The sequence below is a fragment of the Treponema sp. Marseille-Q4132 genome, assembly GCF_014334835.1.
In the GTDB taxonomy this organism is placed as follows: Bacteria; Spirochaetota; Spirochaetia; order Treponematales; family Treponemataceae; genus Treponema_D; species Treponema_D paredis.
In genome coordinates this window covers 792726-806024 of record NZ_CP060591.1, presented here as the reverse complement: position 1 = coordinate 806024, position 13299 = coordinate 792726, and the positions used below count along the sequence as shown (strand labels likewise).

General features: G+C 36.1%; 15 protein-coding genes and 1 pseudogene. 15 read left to right on the top strand and 1 reads right to left on the bottom strand.

The features are described from left to right. The first annotated feature begins 14 nt into the window (after positions 1 to 14). From H9I35_RS03730 to H9I35_RS03670, 12 genes and pseudogenes are all read left to right on the top strand, one after another. Positions 15 to 1091, top strand: a complete 1077-nt coding sequence (locus tag H9I35_RS03730) for a glycosyltransferase (protein ID WP_256397943.1) — start codon at positions 15 to 17, stop codon at positions 1089 to 1091. Between the two features lie 67 nt (positions 1092 to 1158). Next, on the top strand, positions 1159 to 1314 hold the full coding sequence (locus H9I35_RS03725; protein WP_187420273.1) for a hypothetical protein: 156 nt from the start codon (positions 1159 to 1161) through the stop codon (positions 1312 to 1314). A gap of 238 nt (positions 1315 to 1552) precedes the next feature. Then, positions 1553 to 2274: pseudogene (locus tag H9I35_RS12530) on the top strand (ATP-grasp fold amidoligase family protein). After that, positions 2267 to 3043, top strand: coding sequence for a DUF2334 domain-containing protein (locus tag H9I35_RS03710; protein ID WP_187420271.1), 777 nt, complete (start codon positions 2267 to 2269; stop codon positions 3041 to 3043). The pseudogene H9I35_RS12530 and the gene H9I35_RS03710 overlap by 8 nt, the downstream one beginning before the upstream one ends. Before the next feature lies 1 nt (position 3044). Then, the gene (locus H9I35_RS03705) at positions 3045 to 3983 is read left to right on the top strand and encodes an ATP-grasp fold amidoligase family protein (protein WP_187420270.1); all 939 of its coding nucleotides are present in this window, start codon (positions 3045 to 3047) and stop codon (positions 3981 to 3983) included. A gap of 22 nt (positions 3984 to 4005) precedes the next feature. Next, positions 4006 to 5493: a DUF362 domain-containing protein gene (locus H9I35_RS03700; protein ID WP_187420269.1), complete on the top strand. Its 1488-nt coding sequence runs from the start codon at positions 4006 to 4008 to the stop codon at positions 5491 to 5493. Between the two features lie 85 nt (positions 5494 to 5578). Beyond that, on the top strand, positions 5579 to 5806 hold the full coding sequence (locus H9I35_RS03695) for a hypothetical protein (RefSeq protein WP_187420268.1): 228 nt from the start codon (positions 5579 to 5581) through the stop codon (positions 5804 to 5806). Then, entirely contained in the window at positions 5803 to 5997 is a 195-nt protein-coding gene (locus H9I35_RS12525) for a methyltransferase domain-containing protein (RefSeq protein ID WP_187420267.1), read from the top strand. Before H9I35_RS03695 ends, H9I35_RS12525 begins: the two co-directional genes overlap by 4 nt. Before the next feature lie 17 nt (positions 5998 to 6014). Then, entirely contained in the window at positions 6015 to 7568 is a 1554-nt protein-coding gene (locus tag H9I35_RS03685; RefSeq protein WP_187420266.1) for a lipopolysaccharide biosynthesis protein, read from the top strand. Positions 7569 to 7845: 277 nt separating this feature from the next. After that, entirely contained in the window at positions 7846 to 8355 is a 510-nt protein-coding gene (locus tag H9I35_RS03680; RefSeq protein ID WP_187420265.1) for a hypothetical protein, read from the top strand. A 116-nt stretch (positions 8356 to 8471) separates the two neighbouring features. Then, the gene (locus H9I35_RS03675; protein ID WP_187420264.1) at positions 8472 to 9422 is read left to right on the top strand and encodes an EpsG family protein; all 951 of its coding nucleotides are present in this window, start codon (positions 8472 to 8474) and stop codon (positions 9420 to 9422) included. A gap of 311 nt (positions 9423 to 9733) precedes the next feature. Beyond that, positions 9734 to 10894 (top strand): glycosyltransferase family 4 protein, encoded by a 1161-nt coding sequence (locus H9I35_RS03670; protein WP_187420263.1) that lies wholly within the window; start codon positions 9734 to 9736, stop codon positions 10892 to 10894. Here the strand turns inward: H9I35_RS03670 and H9I35_RS03665 are convergent. Further along, positions 10851 to 12020: an ISAs1 family transposase gene (locus tag H9I35_RS03665; RefSeq protein WP_187418599.1), complete on the bottom strand. Its 1170-nt coding sequence runs from the start codon at positions 12018 to 12020 to the stop codon at positions 10851 to 10853. The two genes, H9I35_RS03670 and H9I35_RS03665, sit on opposite strands and share 44 nt — an antisense overlap. 182 nt (positions 12021 to 12202) lie before the next feature. Between H9I35_RS03665 and rpsP the strand changes: the two genes are divergently transcribed. The 3 genes from rpsP to rimM are packed head-to-tail and all read left to right on the top strand — an operon-like array spanning position 12203 to position 13295. Next, the gene (gene rpsP, locus H9I35_RS03660) at positions 12203 to 12451 is read left to right on the top strand and encodes a 30S ribosomal protein S16 (protein WP_016521605.1); all 249 of its coding nucleotides are present in this window, start codon (positions 12203 to 12205) and stop codon (positions 12449 to 12451) included. Positions 12452 to 12469: 18 nt separating this feature from the next. Beyond that, entirely contained in the window at positions 12470 to 12703 is a 234-nt protein-coding gene (locus tag H9I35_RS03655) for a KH domain-containing protein (protein WP_016521604.1), read from the top strand. 7 nt (positions 12704 to 12710) lie between these two features. Beyond that, a complete protein-coding gene (gene rimM, locus H9I35_RS03650) occupies positions 12711 to 13295 on the top strand; it encodes a ribosome maturation factor RimM (RefSeq protein WP_187420262.1) in 585 nt (194 codons plus the stop codon). The last annotated feature ends 4 nt before the right edge of the window (positions 13296 to 13299 follow it).

The window sequence follows — 13299 nt, the reverse complement described above, 5'->3', positions numbered from 1 at the left end:
TGTTTTGAGGTAATATGCGAATAGCTTTTTTAACGTTTTCTTTACAAGGCGGAGGTGCTGAACGAATGGTTTCTCGTTTAGCAAATGCGTTTGTGCGTCATGGTATACAAGTTGATTTGCTCCTTTTTAACACTGAAAATCCCTCGTATACCGTTAACCCGTCCGTTCAAATTATTGATATTGGTAAAAAATCAAAATTCGCAATCAAAAGAACGTTGGGAAATATAAAAGCGATTAGATCGTATATGCGAGCGTATCGGCCTGATGTAATGTTCTGCTTTATTGTTACAATGATTCCATTTGCCGTTTTGGGTCGAATTGGTTCTAAAACGCATTGCAAAATAATCGGAGCGGAAAGAGCAAATCCTCATGCATTGGCAAAAAATCGAAGATTTGCGGTGAATCGTTTCTTAAGATTTTGCGATGGTTTTGTTTTTCAAACGGCTGGTGCGCAAAGTTGCTACCCAAAGTATACACAGAAAAGAGGTATCGTAATAGGAAACATTGCCCCAAGGATAGAGGTGCAAAGAACAGATTCTAATGTAATAAAAAATGCTATTTGCTCGGTAGGAAGACTTCATCCGCATAAAGATTATGAAACACTGATAAAAGCGTTTTCCATCGTTTTACAGTATGAACCTGATGCGACATTACATATATATGGACAAGGTATTTCAAAGCAAAATTTGGAAAAACAAGCTCAAGAACTTGGAGTGTTTAAAAGTATTGTTTTTGAAGGTTTTTCAAAGACGATAGATGTGGAATTACAAAAATATGAAATATTTGTGTTTTCAAGTAAGGCTGAAGGTATGCCGAATGCATTAATTGAAGCTATGGCATGCGGTTGTGCTTGCGTTTCTAGCGACTGTGATTTTGGTCCGAGGGAACTGATAAAAGATGGAGAAAATGGGTTTTTAGTTCCTGTAGCGGATTCAAAAACGTTGGCGGATAAATTGTTATACCTTTTAAGGAATTCTTCTTTGCGAAAAAAGTTCAGTCGAGAAGCAATAAAAATTCAGGAAACATATTCTGAAGAAAAAATCGTAACTTTATATCTTGATTATGCAAGAGAGATAAGCGATTCAAAATAAATGTGGTTGGAGAGGTAATAGGTTTTATTCCTGATAACAAAACCGCTCAGGGTAATATACTGTAAAAATGTCGGACAAAATTTTTCATTTTTCAGATAAAAAATATCTGGAAAAGTATTTCAAGGCTGCTTTCGGTTATAAGATAGATTGGAATCATCCGAAAACGTTTAATGAAAAACCTAATTGGTTTGAACTGCCATTAAAATATTATGAAATTAAATAAAAAAGGATAAATTATGAGTTATAAAGATTGGCTTGGAAATAATGCCCTAACTTTACCGTTGTATATATATCTTCGCAATAAAAAAAATAATAAGACACATAAGTTTACAGATGAAGAGTTCACACAAAATACATAACAAAATACATATAAGAGAAAATGTGGAAAAACTGTAGACTTAAAGAATCCTAAAACTTTTGATGAGAAAGTTTTAGGGCTTAAGCTTTATGATAAAAATCCGTTGTATAAAACATGTACGGATAAACTAACTGCCAGAGAATATGTGCGTTCCTGCGGGTTTGAGGATATTCTTAAAAGAATTGGTGAAAAAACATATAAAAGTTATAAGGTTATAGATTTTTCAGAATTACCTGATAAATGTGTGATAAAATGCAATCATACATCGGGTTGTAATACCTTATTTGATCGAAGTAAAGTTTTCGACTATAAAAAATTCAGGAGGAAATTTGCATATTGGTTGCATAGAGATTATTTTTGGGAGTCTAGAGAATATATTACAAAGGTATTGAACCCAAAATTTTTTATGAATACTTTATTGAAGCTCCCGAAAAGGCTGGCTTAATCGATTATCGTTTTATGTGCTTCAATGGTAAAGTAAAATTTTTATTGGTCGACATTAACACTATGGATGTAGAGGGAGGGCACTCTACAAATGCCAAGCGAAATGTGTATGACAGAGAGTTTAATTTGCTTCCAATAAAAGTTACAAGGCCGACTTTTGATCCATGTTTGTTACAGAAACCGATTAATTGGGATCGTATGCTCGAAATTGCTGAAAAACTTTCGAAGCCGTTTATCCATTGCCGTATAGATTTATATAACGTCGGAGGAAAAATTTATTTTGGAGAAATAACATTTCATCATGCCGGTGGCTGTAACAAAATTGAGCCTGAAGAAATGCAGTTGGAATGGGGTTCTTATATACAATTACCAAATGAATAAAACAAAAATACTTTTAGTTCGTCTCGATGATATTTGTGAAACAATGAATTTTACAAATTTCAAACGAATGACGAATTTGTTAGATAAATACAATATAAAACCTTTACTTGGAATTGTTCCGGATAATAAGGATAAAAAATTATGTGTAGAGGTTGTTAATTATGGCTATAAAGAAATTATAGATGAATGTATTTCAAAAGGTTATTCAATTGCGATGCATGGTGTTTATCATGTTTATGACAGTACATCAAAAGGTTTAGTAACAAATAGACCTAAAAGTGAGTTTTCCGGTAAATCCTATATAACGCAGTTTGAATTATTGAAATACGGAATGGATGTACTGCAACAAAAAGGGTTTTCAACAGACATTTTTTTTGCACCCGGACATTCATATGATAGAACAACTATAAAAGCATTGAAAAATGTAGGAATCCGGATTGTTTCGGATGGACGATCTTTATCTTCCTATGTGAGAAATGGGATTTTGTTTATTCCTGTCCGATGTTTTGGGACAGATATCAAACCTTGTAAAGGAATTACAACATTATGTTTTCATACAAACACAATGTCGGAGCATGATTTTATATCATTTGAAGCATATATAAAAAAAAACCTAGGTATGTTTTGTGATTTTTTGGAAATAAAAACTTTGAGAGAGTCAAATATTATAATATCTATTATTCAAGAAAAGTTTATTTGCCTTTATGAGTTCCATATACATCCGATATTGCGTGCTATAAAACAATGTTTAATAAAAAAAAGGAAATAGTATGAATATAAAGAATTATATACGCGCGCTGTTTGATTCGGATTGGCGTTTTTGCCGACTTGCGGCACGCGGATTTTACAATTGGCTGCCGGATGATTTGTATCTTAAACGTTTATTCAAGGCAAAAATGGGATATGAGTTGAATCTGGAGGATCCTCAGACATTCAATGAGAAACTACAATGGCTAAAACTCTATAACAGAAAGGCGGAATATACCGCGATGGTAGACAAGTATGAGGTAAAAAAACTTGTTGCAGAAAAGATTGGGGAAGAGCATATAATTCCAACATTGGGTGTATGGAATAAATTTGACGATATAAATTTTGATTCCTTACCAAATCAATTTGTTTTAAAATGTACTCATATGGGTGTTATTATCTGCAAAGATAAATCTTCATTTGACAGAAGAAAAGCAAAGAAACAAATAAACTATTGGATGAAGAAGAATAATTATTGGGCTGGCCGTGAATGGGTTTATAAAGACATAACACCGCGTATACTTGCAGAAACTTATATGACTGATGAAAGCGGTTTTGAATTAAAAGATTATAAAGCATTCTGTTTTAATGGGGGGTGTGATTTAATTGATTATAAGTTCATGTGTTTTAATGGAAAAGTCGAATATGTTTTTACTTGTTCTGAACGATATTCTTCTACAGGACTGAAAGTAACTTTTTTTGATAGGAATTGGTTGTTGCAACCATTTGAAAGACACTATCAAAAAAGTGAGGACAATATTCCAAAACCGAAAAATTTTGAAAGTATGGTAAATCTTGCAGAAAAACTTGCAAAGGGGGTTCCTTTTCTTAGAGTTGATTTTTATGAATGTAATGGGAATGTCTATTTTGGCGAATTAACTTTTTATCCAGGTAATGGATTTGAAGAATTCTCTCCTTTTGAATATGATATGAAACTTGGAAAACTGATAAAAATAAAATAAAGCAAAGGATATTATTGTCATAATGAATGATTCAATCGTAGCCGTATATAAAATGAAGGGGATGGCTTATCCGTCTGAAAATCCGACGGGTAGACCAAAAGAATCATATCCGGAATACCTATTTGACGAAATTTCAGAAAAGAAAAATGAAGTATATGAAGCAGTCCGAGAATGTTTCCATTTGATGGCTCTGGATCCTTTTAATTATGGTTCTGAATTTTGGAACCCTCTTGGAGATATAATTAAACCTGGAAATACAGTTTTGTTAAAACCAAACCTTGTTATGGATTTTAATCAAAATAATGATGGGGGGACAGAATGTCTTTATACACAACCTTCGGTTGTTGCAGCTGTCATTGATTATGTAGTTATTGCTCTTAAAGGAACCGGGAAAATCGTAGTAGGCGATGCTCCAATGCACGCCTGTGTATTTAATAATATAATGAATCAAGGCGGATACAAGTCAGTAATTGAATTTTATATTCAGAAAGGTATAAATATTGAAATGGTTGATTTTAGGGAACTATCAACAGTAACAAAGGATGGTATGCCAATCCAAATTATAAATTCAAGCTCAAGCGGAACTGTAATAAATATTGGAGAAGCCAGTGAATTTTACAATGCTCCTAGCACAGAGAGCCCTAAATACCGTGTTACGACATATGACCCCAGAATATTACCTCAACATCATCATGGAAATACACAGGAGTATTATGTTTCGAATTATGTTCTTGACGCTGATGTAGTCATCAATATGCCAAAACCTAAAACGCATAGAAAAGCCGGAATTACAGGAGCATTAAAAAACTTAGTAGGTATAAATGTAAGAAAAGAGTATCTGCCGCATCATATTAAGGGGGATGCAGAATCAGGTGCCGGTGATGAGTATAAAGATAGATCATTGGCAAAACGGATTATCAGCAATTTGTATGACTATCAAAATATTTGTATGGTTAAAAAAAATGTTAGTGGATATAAAATAGCTAATTTTTTTATTAAATGGGTCTACCGAGCGCATATTATTAGACATTTGGGTAAAAGAGATGTTTATTCGGAAGGCAGTTGGTACGGCAATCATACTATAAGCAGAACTATAACAGATCTGAATAAAATATTACTGTACGCAGATAAAAAGGGGAAACTTCAAGAGACTATACAGCGAAAATGTTTTATTGTTGCTGATGTGGTTATTTCAGGAGAAAAAGAAGGGCCTGTTTCTCCTTCGCCTAAGCCGGTCGGAATTGTAGCTGCAGGAATGAATCCTGTGTATTTCGATGAGACAATTGCAACTTTAATGGGATTTGATATAGAGAAAATTCCAACCTTACAGTGTGTAAGAAAATCAAAAGATTTATCTTTGGCATCAAAGGATACTTCAGAAATTATTTTGAAATCAAATGTAAAACAATATTCAGGTAAACACATAAAAGAGATTGAAAAGGAAGATATTCTAAACTTCGAACCGACACTCGGCTGGAAAGGGTATATAGAACCGGATAATACAGATTGAGAATAGGAGCACAAAAATGATAGGACATAATCTAAAAGAAAAATTGTATACTAATTTTTAGAGTAGATTTCTTTATCATAAGCGTATGATATGGATAAAATCGCGTTTGGAGGCGTTACCTGAAGGAATAAAAGTTTTGGATGCAGGTGCTGGGCAATGCAAGAACAAACAATTCTTGAAGTATGTGCTGTATGTGGCGCAAGATTTTTGTCAGTATGAGGGGATTGCTGTTTCAGAAAAAAAAATGCATTGTTCACGCCATCAGATATACGTGATACAAGAATATGGGGTACATCGCGTATTGATATTGTGAGCGACATAGTAAATATCCCGGTGAAGGCAGAGTCTTTTGATGCTGTTGTTTGTACGGAAGTATTTGAGCATATTGTTTCTCCGGAATTAGCAGTAAAAGAGTTTGCTCGTATTATAATAGTGGCGGGGCTCATAATTACTGCACCTGCAAGTACAGGAGTTCATATGGCTCCTTTGAAATTCTCCTTATAGCCGAAAAAATTTAATTTATGGAAACAAGAAGAAAAAATGTATTTACTAATTTAAGTATAGGAGTCGGGACCCAAATTGTTTCTGTTGTTTTGGGATTGTTCGTCCGTAGAATATTCTTGCAATATTTAGCGACTGAGTATCTTGGTGTAAATAATTTGTTTTCAAATGTGCTTACGGTGATTTCTATTGCAGAAAGCGGTGCAGGTGGCGTTTTTGAAAGTTGCCTTTATGTTCCGATTTTCCAAAAGAATTGGAAAAAAGTATATGCACTATTAATTACAATGCGCAAATTCTTCTTGGTCTGTACTTTTTTTGTCATAGTTTTTGGGCTTGCGTGCATCCCCTGTTTCGGGTGGGTAATCGGGAACTCTTCAATACCTAATATAAAATATGTTTACAGCCTTTTTCTTATTAAGACAGTAATTACTTATTTATATAGTCATTATATTTCTCTGTTGAATGCAGCACAGAAAAACTATCTTTATGTTTTATTTACACGAGTCTTTTCTTTTATTCAGTATGGTTTGCAAATTTTTGCTCTTATTATATTTCATTCTTTTGAATTATTTATTACCTTTCAAACAATTTGTGCTATAATTCCTATTTTTTTACTTAAATATAAATGCAAACATGATTATGGCTTTGTTTTTTCAGAAGAACCGGAAATTCTTACAGCTTCAGATAAAACTGTGATTAAGCGGAAAATTTATTCCGGTTTTTGGATACACTTTTCCTATGTGCTTTTTACAGGAACAGACACAATAATAATTACCAAGTTGCTGGGATTATACACCGCAGGATTATATGCTAATTATATCACTGTTGCATATTGTTTGTATGCTTTTTTACAGATCGTAAAGACTTCATTTGTTGCGAGTATAGGAAATTATATAGCGGAAAAAGATTCATCAACAGTATTCAAACTATTCAAAAGATTATTGTTCGCATATATGATTATGGTGTTTTTTTGTTTCGGTTGCTTTTTTATACTAATTAATTCATTTATTACAGTCTGGCTGGGTGAGCAATTTCTGCTTAGACAGACTTTTGTACTTTTATTCTCATTATCATGTGTTTTTGGATCCTATGGTTTTGATGCATTACTGAGTGCATTTAAATGGGGAGCAGGATTATATGTTAAGGACAAATATTGTTATTTGGGAAGTGCCTTGGCGAATATATTCCTTTCGGTGCTTTTCGGAAGTAAATTTGGTATAAATGGTATTCTTCTTGCTACTGTAATCGCCTCAGCAATAACTATTGTTTCCTCATCGTTTGTTCTTTCAAAATATTTGTTCAAAGTCAATATAGTGTCCTTAGTAGGTGATATCCTTTTATATGTTTCTTTACTAAGCTGTGTTGTTGCTATAGTATACGTTATAATTCGCCATATGAAAGTCGGAAATTTCTTAGGATTCTTTTACAAGAGCTTTATCACTGCGATATTGCTTTTCATCGTTATGGTTCTTTTTAATAGCTGGCGTACCGAATGTAGGGAATATATTTCGGGTTTTTATTCTGGAATTAGACGATTTATGAATAAAATTAGCGATAGAAGGTATAGAAAATGATTATTAATAAGAAAAGAAAACTGGGTTTTACTAGAATTATAGCTGAATGTAATTCAGAACCTTTACATGAAGGAGATATTGTCAGATATGTGTATGCTTACAATAATATTAATGGTCAATTGGTTAATAGTATACAAGTGACGGGGGGGGGGGGACGCTTATAACCGATTTAACTTTATCAGAAGATGAATGATTTAATAAAATTGATTCTTCAACCAGAAGAGAGATAAATAAAGCTAAAAAAGAAGGTTGTGAACCGTTTTTTTTCTCAAGTGATATGCTTTCTGAAGATATGTTGCGGCATATTGCGGAAGTATATATAGAATTCAGAAAAGAAAAAAATTTGAGTTGTCCAACATTTCAGCAGTTGATGGCGGATTACAAAGAAATGTCTTCTTTTGGGATATTGAATCTTTCTATTAATAAATATAGGGGAAAAGAATTAGTGTATCATATATATTTGGGAGATGAAAAAGATAAGGTTGCAATTTTATCAAAAAGTTTTTCTCTTTTTCGTTCTGCAGATGTAATTGATAAGAAAATATACGGATGGGCAAACCGGCAATTACATTGGTTTGATATGAAAAAACTAAAACTCTTTGGTTATTTACGATATGATTGGGGCGGTTATAATATACAAAATGATGATGTTCGTAATATTTCAATTTTTAAGAAAAAGTTTGGCGGAACAGAAACTAATGTGTATGAAGGAACTATTTATAGAACAACAAAGGCAAAGTTGTTACGAAGAATTATTGAATTCAGGCGAAGTTTTAACGCGAAATAACGAACTTACGGTTTGACTTGATGACTTTTTATATATTTGTTTATGTAATACTATCTTTTCTTGCGTTCGCATCTTTGTTTTCACAAAATAAACAAAAAAAGACAATCTATGGTTTTTTGTCTTTTTTGATTATTTTCTTTGTAGTTGTTCTGCGGAAAAAAACAGTTGGCGGAGATTTGACGAACTACGAACCTCAGTTTTTAACTATCAGAGTACTTACATTAAAACAACTTATTCTATTTCCTGATCCCGGATATGCACTGTTAAATTGGATTATAGGGCATTTTACAGAGAAATTTTATGTATTCATGCAACTGTACGGGGCACTTGGTGTTATTTTATTGTATGTTTGTTTGAAGCGTTTATCAATCGATGTATCAACATCATTCCTCGTTTTTATTATGCAACAGGGGTTTCCAAGACTATGCAGTGAAATCAGGCAAGTGTTTGCAACTTTATTGGTTTTTTATGGAGTTTCATATCTTTTAGAAAAGCGATGGAAAAAATGGGTTCTGTTTACTGGTCTTGCAGGAACTTTTCATGCGACCGCAGCTATAGGATTTCTATATAAACCGATTGTTTTTACGAAACATAAATTTGAATTCATGGTAAAAATTGTTTTTTCTTTTTTCTGTTTTCTTGCAATAACATCACTTTTAATTCCAATTGTAGTTACTTTTTATAAAACAAACGATTACTCAAGCCGTGTTGTTGCCGGAGAGGGTAGAAATCTCTTTCTTTTTGTATTTACAATACTTGTATTAATAGGATATTTGTTTAGAAAACAATCATATTCAATTCATAATAGAAGAACAATTGCATATAACGCTTGTATATTCGGACTTGTGGTACAAGTCTTATCATTTGGCTTTTCTTTACTGAATCGTCTTACTGCTTATTACTGGATATTTGCTGTTATTCTTGCTCCTTATATATTACTTTCTTTAAAGAAAAGTGAAAGATTTTTGCTTGTTTCTCTTCTTTTGCCTCTTTCTTTTTTATGGTTCGTAAAATCATTGATCGTTGATTCTTCCGGTATTGTTCCGTATTTATTTTTCTTTCAGTAGTAAATATGCTTTCCAAAAAATCTTCTTTTAATACTACTGCTTATGGGGGAGTATGGTTGTTGTCATATTGCCGATTATTAACAGTTCGAATCTTATAGTTACAGCGGCTACCGGTTCATACTTGTCTATAGCAGAAAATCTTTTGCATCAACATAAGTTCTTAAATGCCGCTGGTATGCCGGACACATTTCGTATGCTTGGATATCCTCTTCTTCATGCTTTAATGTTTGCTGTCGCGGAAATTTATATATAATGGTAAATTCTTCTAGCACTATAACGTATTTATTTTTTTCAATAGAGGTTAGATAACAATGAAAAAAATCCTTTTTCTTTCAAATACCGCCAATTTTTCCAAATTTAACTTGCCGTATATGCGCTGGTTTCATGAACAGGGGTGGCGGGTAGATTACTGTTCGGCAGGAGAAGAATTTATAAAAGATTGCGATAATCAATATACGATCGATATTGCGCGTTCTCCGTTTTCATTGAAAAATGTAAAAGCGCTAAGACAGCTGAAAAAACTTCTTGCAGAAAATCGATATGATATTTTGCATTGTCATACCCCTATGGGTGGCGTGCTTGGGCGTCTCGCGGCAAAAAAGCTTCGGCAAGAGCATAAAATTAAAATCATATATACGGCGCACGGTTTTCATTTTTATAGGGGTGCGCCGCTTTTAAATTGGCTTTTTTATTATCCTGTAGAAAAACATCTTGCGAAGTATACGGATGTTTTGGTGACGATCAATAAAGAAGATTATGATAGGGCAGTTGATAAATTTAGTAAAATTACGCGTGTCGAATACATGGATGGAGTAGGTGTCGATCTTACAAAATTTACATCGGTATCTGCCATAGAACTAAATACTATACGTAGGCAATTAGGTTATTCTCCCAAAGATTTTATCGTAACCATTGTGGCAGAATGTAATCGAAATAAAAATCAGTTATTTTTGATAAAGAGAATTCCGGAGTTGGTACAAAAGATTCCGTATTTAAAAGTGTTGATTATAGGAAAGGAAACTTTACCTTTTGCACGAAAATTGGTTGATAAAATGACATTACAAAGAGTTTGCCGCTTTTTGGGCTATCGTAACGATGTCGAGCTTTTTGAAAAGATGAGTAATATTTGCTTTAGTTCAAGCATCAGAGAGGGGCTTCCTGTAAACATAATTGAAGCTATGGCATGCGGTAAAGTATGTGTCTGCTCTAAAAACAGAGGACATAACTCTTTGATTACGGATAACTTTAACGGCTTGTTGTTTGATCTGAAGAAGCCATCTGAAATGATAAATAAGATACTGCAGGTATATAATGAGCCGGTTTTCGGCGAGAAAATAGCAACAAATGCTTTCCGAGCGGTAAAAAAATACGATCTCGATATTGCAGTAAAAAAAATGGCCGGAATTTATACAAGCCTTTTCACGGAAATCAAGTTTTGCCCAAAAGCGGTAATAATGCTTGAGGATTCATAAGTGCACGGAACATAATCCCGTTTAAAGGCAGCTTCGATTGTGATTCACGTTTGTGTATGCGGATTATGTTAAGCGCAAACTTGTGCAGCATATTGAGATTCTGTTGTACGTTCTTACTCTGCACCCTGCATCTGTCCTCGTCAAAATGTACATCCAACAGCCAATGCATCGATTCCACCGACCATTCCTCTCTTGCATGATGGAGCAGCTCTTCCGCTCGTAACGCTTTACTTGAAATATAATAATGCCATTCTTCCGTCACCCCTTTACTCGTCTCAAATCGTGTATGCACTGCTCCAATACATTTGAGTTCCGGCCATACTCGTCCTCCCGGCTGCCATGAAACATCTGCACTCGTATACGCACTGCGCCTTTCCTTCCGCCCATGTCCCTTTTCCGTTCGTGTGATGCTGTCCATCGTCACTCTCAGCTTTGTATCCTGAACATACTCCGCGATATCGTTCATAAGTGCTTCCTGATTGCCCTTCGCACTTAACAAATAATCCGCTTTTGCCTCAATTATCGCCTCGGCAGTCTCTATTTGACAGTTCATTGCGTCCGCGACCACCATACAGCCCTGAATTTCAAGCTCTTTTATCAATTCCGGTACGGCAGGAATCTCATTACTCTTTGATTCGACCGTTCTTTGGGCAAGCGTCAACCCCAATTCCCCTATCTGTGCACTGATGATATGCAAGGGACTGTCGTATTTTTTCATCTTTCCCGTTGAGCGGATAGCTTTTCCGTCTATGGCTATCGTCAACGGCTGCTTCTTTTTCTTCGCGCTTTGTTCTTTCTCTTCCGTCTCAAGTTTTGCTGCAAGAGCCGGTACAACCGAAGCTACCCATTGTTTCATACACTCATTCAATGATTCCGGCCGTATGATTCCAAGCAGGCTTAACAGCCACCAATAGCACGGTATTCGTTTGATTCCGAACGTTTCTGCCAAAAATGTTCTGACATGTTCGGTCGTTGCCCACTCGTGGATTTTCTTTACGCTTTGCAAATCGCACAAGCTTCCCAAAATCACGATGATAACCGCGTCTTGTACGCTGCAAAAATACCCGTCGTATTCCCGTTCCGTCTCAAGCACTGCAAGTGCTTCTTCTAATGTTTCCCACCTCATACACTTACTTTAGCACTTTATCAACTTTTTAAACAATACTCGAGCAAAAATTGATTTCCGTGAAGCCTTTTCCCCTCCAATTGACTCTCCCCCCCCGCTTCCGCTATAATAAATATTCGCACCGATGGGTGTGCTATTTTAGGACTTGACCCCGTTCGGTTCGAGTTCTACGGAGGATTACAGTGGTCAAAATCAGACTGAAAAAGTTCGGTACGCAAAAACGTCCGTATTATCGCGTCGTTGTCATGGATGAGCGTTCTCCGCGCGACGGCCGGGCGATCGAAGAAATCGGTACATATATGCCGATCGAAGCTGCGGAAAAGCAGATCAAAATCGACGTCGAACGCGCAAAGTATTGGCTCGGAGTCGGTGCACAGCCGACGGATATCGTCGGTAAGCTGCTCAACAAACAAATCCGTTCCGCGAAGTGATTGTATCGAGGCGGCTGAATGGAAAAGGATTTAATTGAATATATTGCAAAGTCGCTTGTCGATGATCCTTCTGCGGTTTCGGTAACCGAAGCGGAGGGCGAACGCGGACCCGTTTTGCAGCTGAAAGTGGCTGAAAGCGATATCGGTAAAGTGATCGGCAAATACGGCCGTATCGCAAAAGCGATGCGCACGGTGTTGAGCGCATCGGCGGCAAGGGACGGAAATCATTACAGTCTCGACATATTAGACTGAAAGGCAGATGAAAGATCAGCTTGCAGTCGGCTTTATCCGCGGTCCTCACGGGATTACGGGTGAATGTAAAGTAGAGAGTGCTTCCGGCGCGTACGATCACATCGTTTCGCTCAAGGATGTCACTTTACGGCACGGCGAGGAAACCGAGCGGCGCAGAGTCGAATCTGCGGACTGGGGCGGTACTTGCGTGTTTATGAAATTGGCGGGGATCGATTCTCCCGAAGCGGTACGAAAGTACAACGGATGGGAAGTGGTCGTACCGCGCGAGTGTGCATATCCCTTGAAAAAGGGAGAATGGTACATCGATGATTTAAAAGATTGTTCTCTCATATATGAGGACAAAAACGGATCGGCGGTTTCGGCCGCGCCTGTCGAAACGATAGGCAAGATTACGGACGTATTGGAAGGCGGAGCGGCGCAGCTCTTGGAAGTGCGCATCTCCGAGGCTTGCAGCGTTCTTGCGGACGATGTCAAACGCACCGTTTCGGGAAAACCGAAAACGGTCTATGTTCCTTTTACGGAGGAGCATATCGGAGCGGTCGATATCGAAGGCAAAACGGTGGAGCTGATGCACCTCTGGATTCTGGAGTGATTCC